The 17,019-nt window shown below is 69.8% G+C and carries 13 protein-coding genes and 1 pseudogene; 5 read left to right on the top strand and 9 right to left on the bottom strand.

Features of this window, described 5'->3' with window-relative positions:
• Positions 1-649: 649 nt before the first annotated feature.
• The 3 genes from ACSDR0_RS15765 to ACSDR0_RS15755 all read right to left on the bottom strand — a co-directional run bounded on the left by ACSDR0_RS15765 (position 650) and on the right by ACSDR0_RS15755 (position 3,201).
• The gene (locus ACSDR0_RS15765) at positions 650-1,132 is read right to left on the bottom strand and encodes a hypothetical protein (protein WP_435289540.1); all 483 of its coding nucleotides are present in this window, start codon (positions 1,130-1,132) and stop codon (positions 650-652) included.
• 679 nt (positions 1,133-1,811) lie between these two features.
• Positions 1,812-2,540 (bottom strand): hypothetical protein, encoded by a 729-nt coding sequence (locus ACSDR0_RS15760; RefSeq protein ID WP_435289539.1) that lies wholly within the window; start codon positions 2,538-2,540, stop codon positions 1,812-1,814.
• A 211-nt stretch (positions 2,541-2,751) separates the two neighbouring features.
• Positions 2,752-3,201 carry a hypothetical protein gene (locus ACSDR0_RS15755; RefSeq protein ID WP_435289538.1) on the bottom strand — a complete coding sequence of 150 codons (450 nt, stop codon included), beginning with the start codon at positions 3,199-3,201 and terminating at the stop codon, positions 2,752-2,754.
• Between the two features lie 186 nt (positions 3,202-3,387).
• On the opposite strand from ACSDR0_RS15755, the pseudogene ACSDR0_RS15750 reads away from it, so the two are divergent.
• Both ACSDR0_RS15750 and ACSDR0_RS15745 read left to right on the top strand, forming a co-directional pair.
• Positions 3,388-3,555: pseudogene (locus ACSDR0_RS15750) on the top strand (DUF2249 domain-containing protein); the annotation flags it as partial.
• Between the two features lie 69 nt (positions 3,556-3,624).
• Positions 3,625-3,939, top strand: coding sequence for a cupin domain-containing protein (locus ACSDR0_RS15745; RefSeq protein WP_435289537.1), 315 nt, complete (start codon positions 3,625-3,627; stop codon positions 3,937-3,939).
• 145 nt (positions 3,940-4,084) lie between these two features.
• On the opposite strand, the gene ACSDR0_RS15740 is transcribed toward ACSDR0_RS15745, so the two are convergent.
• Genes ACSDR0_RS15740 through ACSDR0_RS15720 form a run of 5 tightly spaced genes read right to left on the bottom strand, consistent with a single transcriptional unit; the run spans position 4,085 to position 10,319 of the window.
• Positions 4,085-5,671, bottom strand: coding sequence for an acyl-CoA synthetase (locus tag ACSDR0_RS15740; RefSeq protein WP_435289536.1), 1,587 nt, complete (start codon positions 5,669-5,671; stop codon positions 4,085-4,087).
• Positions 5,672-5,690: 19 nt separating this feature from the next.
• The gene (locus ACSDR0_RS15735; protein WP_435289535.1) at positions 5,691-6,842 is read right to left on the bottom strand and encodes a thiolase domain-containing protein; all 1,152 of its coding nucleotides are present in this window, start codon (positions 6,840-6,842) and stop codon (positions 5,691-5,693) included.
• Positions 6,843-6,847: 5 nt separating this feature from the next.
• Positions 6,848-7,867 carry a thiolase domain-containing protein gene (locus ACSDR0_RS15730; protein ID WP_435289534.1) on the bottom strand — a complete coding sequence of 340 codons (1,020 nt, stop codon included), beginning with the start codon at positions 7,865-7,867 and terminating at the stop codon, positions 6,848-6,850.
• A complete protein-coding gene (locus ACSDR0_RS15725; RefSeq protein ID WP_435289533.1) occupies positions 7,868-8,779 on the bottom strand; it encodes a Zn-ribbon domain-containing OB-fold protein in 912 nt (303 codons plus the stop codon).
• The gene (locus ACSDR0_RS15720; protein WP_435289532.1) at positions 8,769-10,319 is read right to left on the bottom strand and encodes an acyl-CoA synthetase; all 1,551 of its coding nucleotides are present in this window, start codon (positions 10,317-10,319) and stop codon (positions 8,769-8,771) included. The genes ACSDR0_RS15725 and ACSDR0_RS15720 overlap by 11 nt, the downstream gene beginning before the upstream one ends.
• Before the next feature lie 321 nt (positions 10,320-10,640).
• Between ACSDR0_RS15720 and ACSDR0_RS15715 the strand changes: the two genes are divergently transcribed.
• From ACSDR0_RS15715 to ACSDR0_RS15705, 3 genes are all read left to right on the top strand, one after another.
• Entirely contained in the window at positions 10,641-11,456 is an 816-nt protein-coding gene (locus tag ACSDR0_RS15715; protein WP_435289531.1) for a crotonase/enoyl-CoA hydratase family protein, read from the top strand.
• A 722-nt stretch (positions 11,457-12,178) separates the two neighbouring features.
• Entirely contained in the window at positions 12,179-13,129 is a 951-nt protein-coding gene (locus ACSDR0_RS15710) for a carbohydrate ABC transporter permease (RefSeq protein ID WP_435289530.1), read from the top strand.
• Positions 13,130-13,140: 11 nt separating this feature from the next.
• Entirely contained in the window at positions 13,141-14,022 is an 882-nt protein-coding gene (locus ACSDR0_RS15705; RefSeq protein ID WP_435289529.1) for a carbohydrate ABC transporter permease, read from the top strand.
• Between the two features lie 313 nt (positions 14,023-14,335).
• On the opposite strand, the gene ACSDR0_RS15700 is transcribed toward ACSDR0_RS15705, so the two are convergent.
• Positions 14,336-16,966: a carbohydrate-binding protein gene (locus ACSDR0_RS15700; RefSeq protein WP_435289528.1), complete on the bottom strand. Its 2,631-nt coding sequence runs from the start codon at positions 16,964-16,966 to the stop codon at positions 14,336-14,338.
• Positions 16,967-17,019 lie beyond the last annotated feature (53 nt).

The following is a 17,019-nucleotide window of genomic DNA, read 5'->3' as shown; positions in this document are numbered from 1 at the left end:
TTCCTCAACGGAGCCTGCCACGCCGGATCATCTTCCCAAGGTAAGCGCTTTCCTTACCATAGACCAACCGGCCGGAGCAGGCGGGACGCAGCCGTCTTCCACCTCTACCCTGGCCGATCCGCTACGTGTATGCCCTGCCGGTCCTGTTCAGAACGCCGCCACGACCGATACCGCAGGCCGTCTTCTTGTCGACCAAGGATTTCTCCACGTCTTCGGACGAACGCCGGACTCGCGATCACGCTGTCACCGGCAGACGCCTGCCAGAGGATGGAAAGGGTTCCGTATACGCCGTGTCGAGCAGAGGCGGCCTGGCACCATAGACCGGAGGCGCTGTTGAGCAGGGCCAGCTTGACCATGAACTCGGTGCGGATATCCCGGATGTTGGGTCACCGGCCACAGCAGCCAGCAGCCCACGGCGGATCGTCTGGCCGCGTGACGACGAGCAGCGCGCGTTGCGGGCCTCTGCGGCCCGGCTCGGTGCCCGACGGCTTGATCAGTGACAGCTCGGCCGACGTCGGCTGCAAGCGGGCAAACCGGACTGCTCGACGCCATCACCGCCCACCACCGGGACTTCGACCGGTTCCGGCGTGCCCGCGACGCCGACTCCCTGCTCCACGGGCGGGCATGGCGACTTCGGCGCCCGCGAGGCTCAGTCGATCTCCAGCGAGGGCTGAGGATGATCAAGCCACTCCCTGTCCAGCCGGACGTTCGTCCGTTGCTCCACGATCGCCATGGCCCTAGCCCGGACAGTGAACGCGTCCCGGGTGCCACCGAGCAGAGCCGCCTCTTTCCGGAGAACCTCAGCGTTCGTGCCGTGAATCCCTTTCGGATCGAAGTCGCGGACCTCGGCCACGACCTCGCCGCCGGCGGCATAGAGCAGCCTGCGGGCTCCGGTGATGTTCCACTGCACATGCCAGACCTGCGCGCCCGAGCTGACGCGCCCCAGCATCGGCTGCTCCCCGACAGGCGTGAAACCCTCGGCTTGGAAGAGCATCACCGACGTTCCGGACCGCCGGAAGGCCGTCAGGTCGGCGTAACCGGGCTCGTACTCCTGGAACTGCGGAGTCGCGCCACCGGTGACACGGCGCCCCACCTCGTCGAGAGAAAGGCTTCCGGACTCCGGCACGATCACCGTCCATGCCATCCCTTCGCCCATCCATGCCGCCTCTTTCAACAAGCTTCGATAGCGCCGCACTGACTTTTGGAAATCTGAAGGATTCAAGCCGGGTTCCCTCCTATATGAGTCCGTCGGGTGTGTCCAGTTAACGGCTCTGGCTCACTTTCGGTGGTGACCGAGCGTGGTCACAGGTGATGAGGAGGCGCTGGAGACGAATCAGCCGGCCGGAAGGGTGCCGTGGCGCGGTCCGGCGAGCAGGGGCACGGGCGACCGCGCGGTCCCACAGGCCTCTGGTGAGGAAACCGTCCAGCTCCGCGAGGTCAGCTTGATGCGCACCTTCCGTTACCGCCGAAAGTGAGCCAGAGCCGAATCTGCGACAGAGCCGAAAACTGTACAGTCCCGGATTCGTGCCGCAGGGTCGCTACCGCGTCGTGGAGCACACATGCTCCTGTCGGGTGATCTTGCGGTGGTGTCTACATGATCCACCGGGTGATCCAGAACAGGCCGCCAGCGCACGCCTTCGCGGGGCGGTGGACGCTCCGCGAGGCGCGGGAGATGTGGCGGCAGGTGCTGACCGGGCAGGCGCGGTAGCCGAACGCGAAGGTCGACGACGCCTGCCCCGGTGTTCGGCACCGGCTCGCCCCTGAACACAACCCGTCGCGTTACGGGGCCGGTGCGCGGGCTCCCCTCGAAATCATGGAAGCACCGCCTCCCAGCGGGCGATCAGGGTCTTGCCCCCGGCGGTCACCGTCACGTTGTCCCCCGCCTTCCCCAGGGCGGCACGCAGCGTGGTCGCCTCGCCTCCCCGGTAGGTCAGGGTGCCGAAGTTGCCGCCGGTCGCGGCCTCGATCGGCGTGGTGATGTCCTCGGGCCAGGTCGCCTGCCGGATGGGCCGGGTGCTCGGGTCCTCGTACATCGTCACCGTGATCGGCGCGGTGACGTCGGGCGTGCCGGTGGAGCGGATCCTGGCGGTCAGCTTCGAGAGGCGCCCGGTCGCGGCGACGATCGGCTCGTCCTCCGCCGACGGCGTCCCCTCCAGCCGGGTCTCGTGGGTCTTTCCGCCGGAATCGATCACGGTGACGACCGCGAAGGGCTGGTCGGTGGCCCCTCCCGTACGGTCGAGCGTGCCCTCCCGCCCGGCCAGGGATTCGACGAGCCCGGCCCGCAGGTCGCGCAGCTCGGCCGCCGGTAGCGGGACGACGACCAGTTCCCCGTCGCGCAGCGAGACGGCCCGCCCGTCGGCGGTGACGCTCATGCTGTCGCCGCCCTCGCACGTCATCCCGCCGCAGCTGACGTACCGGACGACGACGGCACCCGGCCGTTCCCCGGCGGGCGCGGTGGTCTCGACGGCGGCGGTGGTGTTCCCGGAGCAGCCGATCACGAGGAGGAACGGAAGCAGGACGACGGTCCGCAGAAAGCGCATCACACCCCGGAAACGGATCGGACACCCGGGCGGTTCACGCCCCACCGGGACACGCGGCCTTCCCTTCCCGCCTTCTCTCCGGTTCTTTCCGGAGCCCTCTCGGATTTTCGGGCCCTCTCTCAGGCCCCTCCGTCCTTCCCCTGATCCTTTCCCGACCCCGTCCCGGACCCTCCGGCCTTCTCCGGGCCGGCGAGCCGGACATCGGTGGGGTTCAGCTCGCCAGGAGCATGATCCCGGCGACGAGCAGGGCGACGACCTTGACGACCTCCAGGGCGATGTAGGCGTGGTGGCCCTTCGAGCGCGGCGCGTCCCGCCCGGCGAGGATCCGGTCGGATCTGCGCGCCAGCCGTGGCCGTACCACCGCCAGCTGCACGGCCAGGGTCACGATCGCGACCGCCACCGGACCGACGGCGCCGACCGGCGGGAGGCCGGAGACGACGGCGAACTCGACCCCCATCACGCTCAGGAGCGCGACGGCGAGGACGACCTCGACCATGTTGAGGGCGCGGAAGACCAGCCGTCCGATGCCGAGCCCGATCTTCGTGGTCATACCGGGGGCGCGGAACTTCAGCGGCGCCTCCAGGAAGGAGATCGCCAGCACCATGCCGAGCCAGACGAACGTCACGGCGGCGGCGACGGCGAACGCCTGTGCCGTGGTCACGAGGCGGCCCCGGTCCAGCCGAGATCCACCGGGCGCTCCTCCACGCAGGCCCGGTCCACCACGCCCGGCTGTCCGATCACGTAGGTCATGGAGTTGAGTTTATACAATAATCACTTGTATAAATAGACCGAGAAGAGGAGATCCCATGTCTGACCAGGAACTCGACGTACGCTCCTACGCAAGCCCGACAAGCATCCGACGATCTTCGCGACCTACGAGGCCCTCGCCGTCGGCGACTCCTTCGTACTGGTCAACAACCACGACCCCCGGCATCTGCGCGACGAGTTCGAGGCCGAGCACCCCGGCGGTTACGGCTGGGACTATCTCGACAAGGGCCCCGGGACCTGGCGGATCCGGATCACCAAACTGGCCGCCACCCCCCTGCCCCGCGTCCTGCACGACACCGGCACGGCCACCCCCGGCGTGACCGGCGCGGCCTGGAAGCTGGAGATGCGCGAGCGCGACCTGGACGCCAACGTCATCCAGCTGGCCCCCGAGGCCACCATCGACGCGCACACCGGCCCGGATCTCGACGTCCTCCTGCACGTCCTGCACGGCACCGGGCGGCTCACCACCGAACTCGACACCCTCGACCTGCGACCCGGCTCGCTGGTGTGGCTGCCCAGGCGCTCCAGGCGCGCCTTCACCGCCGGGCCTGACGGGCTGGGCTACCTCACCGTCCACCGCAGGCGCCAGGCCCTGGTGCTGGAGCCCACCTTCGGAAGCCCCGGCCGATGACCGCGATCCCGTTCCCGCCCGGGTCGCGGGCGACCGGCCCGGAATCGCGGCCGGACGGCCGCGCCGACGGCGACGTGCCGGGCCACTCCCCGCTCGCCCGGCCCGGCGGACCGGATCGGTTCGCCGGGCGACACCGGAAGGAGCGTCAGGAACGGGCGGCCTCGGCGGTCTTCCTGGCCCAGCGGTAGTCGGCCTTGCCCGCCGGGGAGCGGACCATCTCGTCGACGAAGGCGAAGGTCCTGGGCACCTTGTAGCCGGAGATCTTCCCCCGGCAGTGGGCCTCCAGTTCCTCGGCGGTCGGCGCCGTACCGGGACGCGGCTCGATCACCGCCGCCACCCGGTTGCCCCAGCGCTCGTCGGGGATGCCGGTCACGACCGCGTCGAAGACCGCCGGGTGGCCCTTGAGCACCGCCTCGACCTCCTCGGGGAAGACCTTCTCCCCGCCGGTGTTGATGCAGGCGGAGCCCCTGCCGAAGATCGCGATGGTGCCGTCCTCCTCGACCTTGGCCATGTCTCCGGTGAGCAGCCAGCGGACCCCGTTCTTGTCCGTCACGAAGGTACGAGCCGTCTTCTCCTCGTCCTTGTAGTAGCCGGAAGCGATGCGACCGCTCCTGGCCACGGTGCCCAGCTCGTCCGAGCCGGGCTTGACCGGTTCGAGGACCTCGTTGAGCACGGCCATGGTGGCCTGGGGGTTCGCCTGGTAGCGCAGCCCGGACTCGGGAGAGGAGCCGGGAACCGCCGAGGCGGTGTAGCCGGACTCGGTGGAGCCGAAGCTGTCGATGAGCATCTTGCCGGGCAGCAGTTCCTCCAGGCGCTCACGCACCGAACCGCTGAGGATCGCGCCGGTGGAACTCAGCACGAACAGCGAGGACAGGTCGTAGGCGCCGGTGGCGATCTCCTCGACCAGCGGGCGGGCCATCGCGTCCCCGGTGATGTTGAGCGTAAGGACCTTCTCCCGCTCGATCGTCCGCAGCACCTCGGCCGCGTCGAACTTGCGGACGTACGCGATCGTGCCGCCCATGCACCAGGTGATGAAGGTGCCCATCTGGGCGGCGCCGTGCATCAGCGGGGCCGCGGCCATCATGGTCATCTCGCTCGCGGCGACGGCCGCCTCGACCACCTCGCCCGGGGTCGCGCGCGGCTCCCCGTAGGGGTTGCCGCCGCCGAAGGCGAAGAACAGGTCCTCGGTACGCCACATCACGCCCTTGGGCATGCCGGTCGTGCCGCCGGTGTAGATGATGTAGAGGTCGTCGCCCGACCGCTCGGGGAACCCGCGCGTCTCCGGCTGCCCGGCCAGCGCCTCCTCGTACGGCACCGCGCCCTCGACCTGGGACGGCCCCCCCACCGCGATCAGGTGTTCCAGGAGGGGGGCGTCCGGGGCCGTGGCCGCCACCCGCGCGTCGAACTCCACGTCGAACAGCAGGGCCACGATGTCGGAGTCGTTGTAGAGGTAGAGCAGCTCCGCCTCGACGTAGCGATAGTTGACGTTGACCGGCACCGCCCGGATCTTGAGGGTGGCCAGCAGCCCGGCCACGTACTCGATGCCGTTGTACAGGTGGATTCCGACGTGCTGCCCGGGGCGCACGCCCCTGCTCTGGAGGAAGTGGGCGAGCCGGTTGGCGTGCGCGTCCAGCTCGGCGTAGGTCGCGCGGCGGTCGCCGCAGATGACCGCCGTGCGGTCCCCGACCGCGTCAGCGACTCCTTCGAACAGATCCGCGTGGTTGAACTCCATTCGCACCCCTCCTGGGGGATCAGGGTTTGTCGCTGCCGACCATCCACATCGCGAAGAACTGCGCGCCTCCCCCGTACGCGTGCCCGAGGGCCCGCCTGGCGCCGTCCACCTGGTGCTCGCCCGCCATCCCCCGCACCTGGAGCGCCGCCTCGGCGAACCGGATCAGCCCGGAGGCGCCGATCGGGTTGCTCGACAGCACGCCGCCCGAGGCGTTCCACGGGATGTCGCCGTCCAGGGCGGTGGCCCCGGACTCGGTGAGCTTCCAGCCCTCTCCCTCGGCGGCGAAGCCGAGGTTCTCCAGCCACATCGGCTCGTACCAGGAGAAGGGCACGTACACCTCCGCCACGTCGATCTCCCGGCGCGGGTCGGTGATCCCGGCCTGCCGGTAGACGTCGGCCGCGCAGTCCTTGCCGCCCTGCGGGTTCACGGTGTCGCGGCCCGCGCGGAAGATCGGCTCGGAGCGCGACGCCGCGCCGAGGACCCAGGCGGGGGTGCTGCCGGTGAGCTTGTCCTCCGCGGCCAGGACCATCGCGCAGGCACCGTCGGAGGACGGGCAGGTGTCGAGGTAGCGGATCGGCTCCCACAGCATCGGGGTCGACTCGACCATCTTCTGGTCGATGCCGGGGATCCTCAGGTGGGCGTACGGGTTCTTCAGGGCGTTGCGCCGGTCCTTGACGGCCACGAGGTGACCGATGTGCTCGGGGGCGCCGGAGCGGCGGATGTACTCGCGGATGTGCGGGGCGAAGTAGCCGCCCGCGCCGACGACCAGCGAGGCGCTGAACGGCAGGTGGGTGGAGAGCGCCCAGGTCGCGTTGGACTCCGACTGCTTCTCGAAGGCCACCACCAGCACCCGGTCGTGCACGCCGCCCTGGATCAGCGAGGCGCCGACGAGCGCGGTGGACCCGCCGACCGAACCCGCGGTGTGGACGCGCATCATCGGCTTGCCCGCGGCCCCCAGCGCGTCGGCGAGGTAGGCCTCGGGCATCATCACGCCCTCGAACAGGTCGGGCGCCTTGCCGATGACGACCGCGTCGATGTCCTTCCAGGTCAGGCCGGCGTCCTCCAGCGCGCGCAGGGCCGCCTCGCGGACCAGCCCGGCGAGGGAGACGTCGCGCCGCTTGGTCGTGTAATGAGTCTGGCCCACACCGATGACAGCACAGGGGTTGCCCATGGTCTCTAAGCCTCCATCACGGTGACGAGGTTGTGCTGGAGGCAGGGGCCGCTCGTGGCGTGCCCGAGGACGCGGCCCGCGGTGCCGTCCATGATGCGACCGGCCGCCTCACCGATCCTGATGAGACCGGTGGCCATGACCGGGTTGGCTGCGAGGGGGCCGCCGCTCGGGTTGACGCGCGTGCCCTGGGGGAGCTCCAGCGCCTCGCGCAGGATGAGCTCCTCGTGGCTGAACTGGACGTGCAGCTCGGCCACGTCGACGTCACCCTTGCCGACCCCCGCCGCGCGTGCGGCGTCGGCGGCGGAGATCGACCGGGCGAGATCCCTCATGCCCAGGTAATGGGGTTCTATGCGGTGGGCGATCCCCGTGATCCACGCGGGACGCTCGCACAGCTCCCTGGCCAGGTCCCCCGCCGCCAGCACCACCGCGGCGGCGCCGTCGGTGGCCGGGGCGATGTCGTACGGCCGCAGCGGCTCGACCTCCGCGTCCTTCCCCTCGGGGTCCGGTAGGTCGAGGGCGTAGGGGTTGGCCCTGCCGTCGGCGCGGCTACGCCGCACGATCTCGTCCAGCTCGGCCCGGTCCGCCCCGGTGGCCGACGCCTGCAGCGCGGCGAAGGAGACCTGGTCCAGCCCGAGGGGAGCCAGGTAGTACGGGTCCAGCTGGAGCGTCATGATCTCCCGCACATCCCCCTGGGAGGACTTGCCGAAGCCGTAGACCAGGGCCGAGTCGACGTCGCCGTGCTGGAGCCTGACCCAGGCCTCGTACAGCGCCCAGGCCCCGTCCATCTCGACGTGGCTCTCCGAGATCGGCGGCCAGGCGCCGAGCGCGTCGAGCGCGGAGACGAACGAGAACGGCGCGCCCGCCAGGTAGTCGCACGACCCCGAGCAGGTGAAGCCGAATTTCCGCAGTCCGGTGGCGGCCCTCACCTCCTCCAGCGGGGGCAGGATGAGCTCGGCCTCGCTCTGTCCCTCGTCGACGGCGCTGTGCCGGGTCTGCGCGAACGCGACGACCGCTATCTCCCGCATCTAGAGCTCCGCGTCCGGCTCGCCGGTGGGGGCGAACCACTTGATGTTCGACATGGACATCGTCCGCTCCTCCTCGGGCACCCACACGGCCCGCACCCGCATGCCCTGGCGCACCTCGTGGGCCGCGATCCCGCCGACCAGGGCGATCATCGGGATGTCGGTGCCGTCGAGCTGGATGTACGCCGAGACGAACGGCACCTCGGGGGCCCTCGGGTCGGGCAGGTTGTTGATGGCGAAGGTGGTGATCGTGCCGGTGTCCGGGACGACCACCTCCTCGGTGATCGAGACCCCGCACTCGGGGCACGACAGCCGGTAGGGCACGTAGACCTTGTGGCAGGTGCCGCACCGGCAGCCGATGAGGACGCCCTCGGCGACCCCCTCCAGGAAGCGGGTCAGCGCCAGGCCGGGTGTCACGGTGTACTCGACGGCGACCTCGGAGACGATCCTGGTGACCTCGGGGACGAAGCTCTCGATGTCGGTGATGTGCCCGGTGCGACCGGCCCGCCAGCGGGGGCGTACCCGCAGTCCGGGGCGCATCGCCCTGACGTCCCCGGCGTCCACCGTGTGCACCAGCGAGGTGTCGGCGCCGTCCAGCCGGATCAGGGCCCAGGCGAACGGCCGGTCCAGCGGGTGGCCCTTCCTGGGGGTGCTCACCCACGCCCAGCTCTCCACGGTTCCCGCGGGGCCGACCTCGACGAACTCACCGGTCACGGCGTCGCCGGTGTCGGGGTCGTACTCCAGCGGCGGCACCAGCGTGCGCCCTCCCGCCGTGCGGACCCCGACGAGCCGCCCGTCCCGCAGTTCGGTGAGGAAGCGCCCGATCACCGGTCCCGTCGTGCGCGTGTACCCGCCGGGGAACTCCAGCACGTGCCGCGCCCGCAACGGCGCCTGGGTGTCCTCGCTAGATGGCACGTTCGTGTCCCTCCCAGTACGGGTCGCGCAGCTTGCGTTTGAGGAGCTTGCCGTTGGGCTCGCGGGGCATCTCCGCGATGAAGTCGACGGACTTGGGCCACTTCATCCTCGACAGGCGGCCCCGCAGCGACTCGATGAGCTCGGCCGCCAGCTCGGGCGAGGGGACGACGCCGGACGCGGGCTCGACCACGGCCTTGATCTGCTCGCCCCACTCCTCGTCGGGGATGCCGAACACGGCCACGTCGGCGATCTTGGGGTGGACCATCAGCTCGTTCTCGATCTCGGCCGGGTAGATGTTGGTCCCACCAGAGATGATCATGTCGGCCTTGCGGTCGCAGAGGAAGAGGAAGCCCTCCCCGTCCAGGTAGCCGATGTCGCCGACGGTGAAGTGGTCGCGCAGCCGGTTGGCCGCGGTCTTCGCCGGGTCGCCCTTGTACTCGAACTGGACGCCCACCATCTTCATGTAGATGGTGCCGGGGGTCCCCGTCGGTACGGGCTCCATGTTCTCGTCCACGATGAGCAGCTCGCTGATCGGCCAGGCGGTGCCGACGGTGCCGGGGTGCTTCCTCCAGCCCTCCGGGGTGGCGATGGTGCCGCCGCCCTCGGTGGCCGCGTAGTACTCGTAGATGCAGTCGCCCCACCACTCCAACATGGCCCACTTGACGGGGACCGGGCAGGGGGCGGCGGCGTGGATCATCCACCGCAGGGAGGAGAGGTCGTACCTCGACCTCACGTCCTCGGGGAGCGCGAGCAGGCGCTTGAAGTGGGTGGGGACCATGTGCGAGTTGGTGACGCGGTACCTCTCGCAGAGCCGGAGCGTCTCCTCGGCGTCCCACCTGTCCATGTAGACGAGCGTGTGCCCCATCTGCAGGGCCGTCCCCCCGAACTGGGTGACGGCGGTGTGGTAGTTCGGCGAGGTGACCAGGTGGACGTTCTCCTTGCCCGGCGTGATGCCGAACAGGGTGAGCAGGAACGTCATCAGCTCGGCGCCGTCGTCCGGGTCCAGGCCGCTGAGCGGGCGGCGCACGCCCTTGGGCTTGCCGGTGGTGCCGGAGGTGTAGTGCATGGTGGCGCCCGCCGTACGGTCGGCGGGGGCGGTGTCCGGCTGTCCCTCGGTCACCTCCGAGGCGGGGCGCGCCCCTTCCACCCGCCCGAACGCGAAGACGCGGTCGGGGGCGATGCCCGACTCGGCGGCGCCGCGCAGGCCCTCCTCGGCGTAGCGCTCGTCGACGAAGAAGGCCCGCGCCTCGCTGTCGGCGACGATGTAGCCGATCTCGGGGCCGGTGAGGTGCCAGTTGATCGGCGTGTAGTACCAGCCGGCCTGCAGGGCCGCGAGATAGAGGGTGAGCCCGTCGGAGCCGTTGGGCACGAGCCCGCAGACGCCGTCGCCCGCCTTGAGGCCGAGTGCTCTCAGGCCGTGGACGAGGCGGTTGGCGCGGGCGAGCAGGTCGCCGGCGCGGTGTTCTGTGCCGTCCGGGTCGACGGCGGCCACCCACTCGGGGTCCGCCTGTGCCAGTCTCCAGAAACCGAGCGTACCCATCGGAAATCCTCTCGGTGGAAAGGCCCCGGCACACCGGAGTGCATCACGTTCTCTTTATCGCGACAAGCCCTGGCGGAACGGGGTATATAGAACAAGAATCTGTTCTTGTACGCATGGGCAGACTAACCCCGGGAGGTACGCCTAGCAAGCGCTTGACCCGGCTCAAAACGCGTCCCTTCCGAGAGGGTCCGGCACCCCGGAGGGCGTCTCGCCAGGCACCGCCGGAAACCCCTCCCCCACCCCGGGCGACCATGCCGCGCGGGAACGATACGAGTCCAGAATTTCCCATCAGACACCTGGTGAATCAACGGAGGTCGTCCCGTGGAACTCCTGCCGATCAGCACGCCGCACTGCCGGGTCGAACGTGACGGCCACATCGTGGTCGTCACCATGGACCGGCCCGAGGCGAAGAACGCGCTCTCCACCGACATGCTGGTCGGCCTGGCCGACGCCTGGGCGTACGTCTCGGAGGAGCCCGAGGTCCGCGTCGCCGTCCTGACCGGCGCGCACGGGACGTTCTGCGCGGGCGCCGACCTGAAGGCCATGGGCAGCCCGTCACAGGACGCCCGGGTCAGGGAGCGGGCGGCCGCCATCCCCGACTTCCACTGGAAGGGCCTGCTGCGCGACTCCGACGCGCTGCCGACGAAGCCGATCGTCTGCGCGGTCGAGGGGTACGCCGTGGCCGGGGGCACCGAGCTGCTCGTCGGCACCGACATGCGGGTGGTCGCCGAGTCCGCCACCCTCGGCCTGTTCGAGGCCCGCCGCGCCCTCTTCCCCATGGGCGGTTCCGCGATCCGCCTCCCCCGCCAGATCCCGTACGCCTTCGCCATGGACATCCTGCTGACCGGTCGCGCCGTCACCGCGCGGGAGGCGCTGGACATGGGCCTGGTCAACCGGGTCGTCCCCGACGGCCAGGCGCTGACGGTCGCCCTGGAGATCGCCGCCCAGATCGCCGAGTGCGGCCCCCTCGCCGTCCAGGCCATCCTCCGCACCTACCGCGAGACCCTGGGCCTGCCCGAGGCCGAGGCCCTGAAGGTCTCCGACGCCATCGGCTGGCCGGTCATCGGCTCCGAGGACGCCAAGGAGGGCTCCCGGGCCTTCCGCGAGAAGCGCCCGGCCGCCTACCGGGGCGAGTGACCCCTCTCGGGCTTCCCGCGCGGCGCGGCCCGGCCCGGCCACCCCCCGGGACCACGTGTCAGGGACGCCCCGCGAACCACCGAGACCGTCTTCGAACGACACGCCGCTGACGGAGCCGTGGCGCGGAGACTCAAAAGCGAAGGCTCAAGAGCGGAGACTCAAAAGCTAAGGCTCAGGAGCAGAGGCTCAAGAGCGGAGGCTCAGGAGCAGAAACCGGCCGGGGCCGGCGGTGTCCAGGCGGCGCACGGGCCGCGGTCGACGATGAGGTCCTCGGCCGGCGCCAGGCCGAGGACGCCGTCGAGGCGGCCCGGCCCACCGCGGCGCGGGACCTCGGCCTTTCAGGCGACGCGGAGCCGGCCGGTGTCGTCGACGAGGCGGCGCGAGGCCGTCGGCCGGCCCCCTGCGGGCGTACGGCGTGTGGGCCGGCGAGCGCGAGATGCGGGCGAAAGCGGGTGCCCCCGGCGGCGAGGTCCTCAAGGTCGAGGGAGCCCCGGTCGAGGGAGCCCCGGTCGTGGAGCGCGACCGCGGGACCGGCCGCACCGTACGGGCGGACGCGGCTCCTTGGATCCTTCGAGTCACACCCTTCCCTGCGCGGCCCGCTCTGTGGCGCGCTCCCATAAATATGATTAGCTATTGACAAATTTTCGCTAGCCTACATCATTATTATCCGATGGGCGGGCCGCTGGGACGCCGACGAATGAGCTACCGAGTAGGAGCGGCGCATGAACGCGGTTGGGACACGGCTCGCTGCCGGGGCGGCGCGACGCTCGGGACCGGCAGGTCACGGAGTCGGCCGGCGGAAGCGGCGGGACGACCGGCGGGTCGGGTGGCTGTTCCTGCTGCCGGTGATCGTAGGTTTCCTGGTCTTCTATGCCTATCCGACGGTCCAGGGGGTCTGGTACTCGCTCACGGACTACAGCTTGCTCAACGACCCGTCGTACGTGGGCGCCGACAACTATCGGCACCTGATCGACGACGAGCAGTTCTGGAACGCGCTGAAGGTCACGGCCTACTACGTGGTGGTGAACATCTTCTCGCAGACGGTGCTCGCGCTGGGTCTGGCGGCGTTGATGCATCGCCTGACCCGGTCGGTCGTGCTGCGTGCGGCACTGCTGGTTCCGTGGTTGGTGCCGAACGTGACGGTCGGACTGTTGTGGGCGTGGCTGCTGGATCCGGATCTGGGATTCGTCAACCACCTCCTCGGGTCGGCCGGTCTGGACACGACCCTGTCGTTCAACTCTCCGACGTGGGCGATGCCCCTGGTGGCCCTGGTCAACAGCTGGGCCTACACCGGGTACACCGCGTTGCTGTTCTACGCCGGAATGCTGCAGATACCGCAGCACCTGTATGAGAGCGCGTCGATCGACGGCGCGGGCGAGGCACGGATGTTCCGGTCGATCACCTTGCCGCTCCTACGGCCGATTCTGGCGCTGGTGTTGGTGGTGTCACTGATCGGCTCGTTCCAGATCTTCGACACCGTCGCGGTCGTGTACGGCGGGAAGGCCCCGATCCCGGAGACCCGCGTCATCTACTACTACATCTACCAGCAGGCGTTCACCTACTTCCACATGGGCTACGCCGCGGCCGTGGCGATGGTCCTCGTGGTGGTCCTCGGCCTGTTGACGGCCGTGCAGATGCGGATGCTGCGCTCGTCGCACTCGGACCTGGGCTAAGGAGCCATTCGATGTTCTCGGGAATGAAGATCGGCAGAGGTATGGCCTGGGTCGCCCTCATCGCCGCGATCGTGCTCACCGTCTTTCCCTTCTACTGGATGATCCGCACGGCGCTCACTCCCGCGGCCGACCTCTACCGCGACTCGACCGCGCTGTGGCCGCACCACCCCACACTGATCAACTTCAAGCGTGTGCTGGGAATGGTCGACTCCGAACAGGCGCGAGCCGCGGGCGGGTCGGGCGCGCAGCTCGAGTTCCTGCGGTACACGATGAACTCGCTGGTCTACAGCGGCTTGATCGCGACCGTGCAGACCTTCTGCTGCGCGATGGCGGGCTACGCCTTCGCGCGACTGCGGTTCCCGGGCCGGGACCTGGCATTCGGGATCATCGTCGCCGCGCTGATGGTGCCGCCGATCTTCACGCTGCTGCCGAACTTCGTCCTGGTCAAAGAACTGGGGATTCTGAACACCATTCCGGGACTGGTGCTCCCCAGCCTGCTGATGACGCCCTTCGCGGTGTTCTTCCTGCGCCAGTTCTTCCTGTCGATCCCCAGGGACGTGGAGGAGGCCGCGACGCTGGAAGGCATCAGCCGGTGGGGGATGTTCTGGAGGATCGTCCTTCCGATGAGCCGCGGCCCGCTGATCACCATCGGGCTGACCACCATCATCTGGAGTTGGAAGGACTATCTGTGGCCGTTGCTGGTGGGCAGGGGGGAGGGCACCCGGGTCCTCACCGTCGGGCTGGGCGTGTTCCTTCAACAGTCCCCGAACACGGCACCGGACTGGACCGGGCTGATGGCCGGATCGGTCCTGTCCGTCGTCCCGGTGCTCCTCCTTCTGATCTTCCTGGGCAAGCGGCTGGTGCAGTCCCTGAACTTCTCCGGCATCAAATGACGGCGCCCACGTCGCCGGCGCCTTCCCTCCGAACCGGCGGGCGCTGAGTTCCGGCATCGTGGGGTCGGTGTCACACAAGGTGGTGACGCGGGACGCCCACCGCTGTCGCGCAAGACGATGACGCGGGACCGCCCACCGGCCCGGCCGGGGATCCCACATCCCCGGCCGGGCCGGTGGGCGTCCGCGGCGAGAATGCCGCGTCGTCCGGCGCCGATGACGCCCCGGCGAAGGTCGTTCATGGTTTCCCTGAGAGAAAGCGGAGACCCCGGACCGCTGCCGGTCCGGGGTCGTTCCACAGGGGATCCGGCCGGGCTCAGCTTGGAGTGACGGTGATCTTGTCGATGTCGGGGGCCCAGCCGCTCGGGTTGGCGACGGTGACGGTGTTGTTCCCCGCCGCGAGGGAGACGCTCAGGGTGCGAGTGCCGACGGTGTTCCAGTCGGCGGTGGCCGGGAAGTCGACGGTCGTCGCCGCCCCGCTGTTCACCCTGACCGTCGCCGTACGAGCCACCGCCGACAGGTAGGAGATCGTCAGCGTATGGGTTCCGGCGGCGCTCGCGGCGACGTTGTTGAAGGTGAGGGTAGCGCCGTTGCCGATGTAGCCGACCTTGGAGCCACCCGAACACGCCGGGCACGACCCGGTCGCGGCACCACCGGTCAGGGTGTTGGCCGAACTCTCCGCCTCCACCGTGCCGGACGGCGGAGTGGACGTGGAGGTGACGGTGATCTTGTCGATGTCGGGGGCCCAGCCGCTCGGGTTGGCGACGGTGACGGTGTTGTTCCCCGCCGCGAGGGAGACGCTCAGGGTGCGAGTGCCGACGGTGTTCCAGTCGGCGGTGGCCGGGAAGTCGACGGTCGTCGCCGCCCCGCTGTTCACCCTGACCGTCGCCGTACGAGCCACCGCCGACAGGTAGGAGATCGTCAGCGTATGGGTTCCGGCGGCGCTCGCGGCGACGTTGTTGAAGGTGAGGGTAGCGCCGTTGCCGATGTAGCCGACCTTGGAGCCACCCGAACACGCCGGGCACGACCCGGTCGCGGCGCCGCCGGTCAGGGTGTTGGCCGAACTCTCCGCCTCCACCGTGCCGGACGGCGGAGTGGACGTGGACTTCGTGGTGACGGTGAGGGGTGATGAGGCGGCCGAGGAGTTGCCCGCGGCGTCGAGGGCCTTGACCGTGTAGGTGTAGGAGGTGGCGGGGGTCAGGCCGGTGTCGGTGTAGGAGGTGGTGGCGGTCGCACCCACCGGGGAGCCGTTGCGCAGCACCTGGTAGGAGGTGACCGCGACGTTGTCGGTCGAGGCGTTCCACGCCAGGGCGGCCGAGGTGGTGGTGGAGGACGGCGAGGTCAGCCCGGCCGGCACGCTGGGCGCGACCTGGTCGCCGCCCGATCCGACGGTCATGGCGCCGAGCCCGAGCCAGCCGTCGGCGTTCTGGGTGGCGTTGGCGAAGCGCAGTTTCTTGGCGTTGGCGCTGACGGCTTCCAGCGGGTTCTTCACCCGCATGACGAGCTGGTAGCCGCCGGTGGCGACACCGGACAGGTTGACGGTGGTCGCGAAGTACTGGGGGTAGCCGTAGTCGAGGTAGGTGGGGTCGGAGCCCACGTTCCAGTCGGGGAAAGCCCTGATCTTGCGGGGCATCACCGTGCGCAGGTCCCAGGGGGTGTCCCAGGTTTTGACGACGCTTCCCGAGCCGTTCTTCAGGCCCAGAGTCACCGTCCACGGGTAGTAGAACGGGGCCACGCCGTCGTTGCCGATCTGGACGCCGACCTTCGCGGTGCCGGTCGCGGCGTTCGGGTAGTAGGCGTTGGTGACGCCGAGGTTGTAGCCCATGAGCCGTACCGCGGCCGCGACCTTGGGATCGGTCGCGCCGTACCCGGCGCTCTGCTCATTGATCTTCCAGGTGGCGTGCTCCAGCTCGATGCAGGCCTTCATGTCGTCCACCTGGCCCGACCCCCCGGGCCAGAAGGAGAAGGCCTGGGACTGGATCTCGGGCCGGACCTCGCCGCCCATCGACTCCGTGATCCACTTGTTCTCCACGCCCTGGTCGATCGCCCGCTGGAGCTGGGCGTAACTCGCGCCGCCCAGCGACTGGGGCAGGGTCACCCCGGCGAGCGGGCTTCCCTCGCGGTAGCAGAACGAGTCGTCGTGGTAGCCGATGCGCAGGTTCTTGGCCCCGGCCCCGCCGGCGCCCGGATAGCGGACCTCGAGCTTGGTCGTGTCGAAGGCGTCGTCGTAGGCCTGCAAGATCTGCGTGCCGTTGGCGTCGGTCGGCATGTAGTTGGGGTAGCTGTCGCCGCCGGTGTCGGTGTCGTAGGGCCAGGTGTGCCATTCGCCCCACAGGCCGACGAGGCCGGTGTGGATGAAGCCGACGCGCGGGTCGCCGTCATAGCGGGCGCCGAAGGCGGCGATGAAGTTCTTCAGGGCGGTGACCAGGTAGGCGTTGTCGTAGTCGGGGCTGGTGGTGCCCCAGTAGGTGTTGGTCCGGTAGTCGACGTGGCCGTCGAAGCAGTGCGGGATGGCGTTGGCCGGGTGGCTGCCGGAGCCGCCGGGGTATTCCATGTAGAACCGCAGCGCGACCTGGTTGCCGTAGGAGGCGCTCTCGTTGAGGGCGCTGTCGACCAGCGACCAGTCGTAGGAGCCGCAGTTGGAGGCGTTGGTCATGACTTCGGAGAGCCCGAAGTAGGTCCAGGTGAGCGAGTGGGGGTAGCCCTGGTTCTGGTCGCCGCCCGGGCTGTAGAAGCGGGCGAACCCCTTCAGCGGGTTGTCCACCGGGCTGTCGACCGGGGCGAGCGGGTGGACGGCCAAGGAGGGGTCGGGGGCCGTGGGGGGCGCGGGCCTGGGGGGCGGACCCTGTGGGGCCGCCGCCGCGGGCGCCGCCGACGACAGCGTCAGCAGCGCCCCGACGGCGAGGGCGACGGCGGCACGGCAGGACCGCGCCAGGAGGGGATGCATGGGGTGGTGACCTCCGTTGAAGGGGGGTGGATGGAGTTCCCCGATGGGTGGAC

Source organism: Streptosporangium sp. G11, assembly GCF_051192615.1.
In the GTDB taxonomy this organism is placed as follows: domain Bacteria; phylum Actinomycetota; class Actinomycetes; order Streptosporangiales; family Streptosporangiaceae; genus Streptosporangium.
Note: the sequence above shows the minus strand (reverse complement) of the source record. Positions and strands in the feature narration are given on the sequence as shown.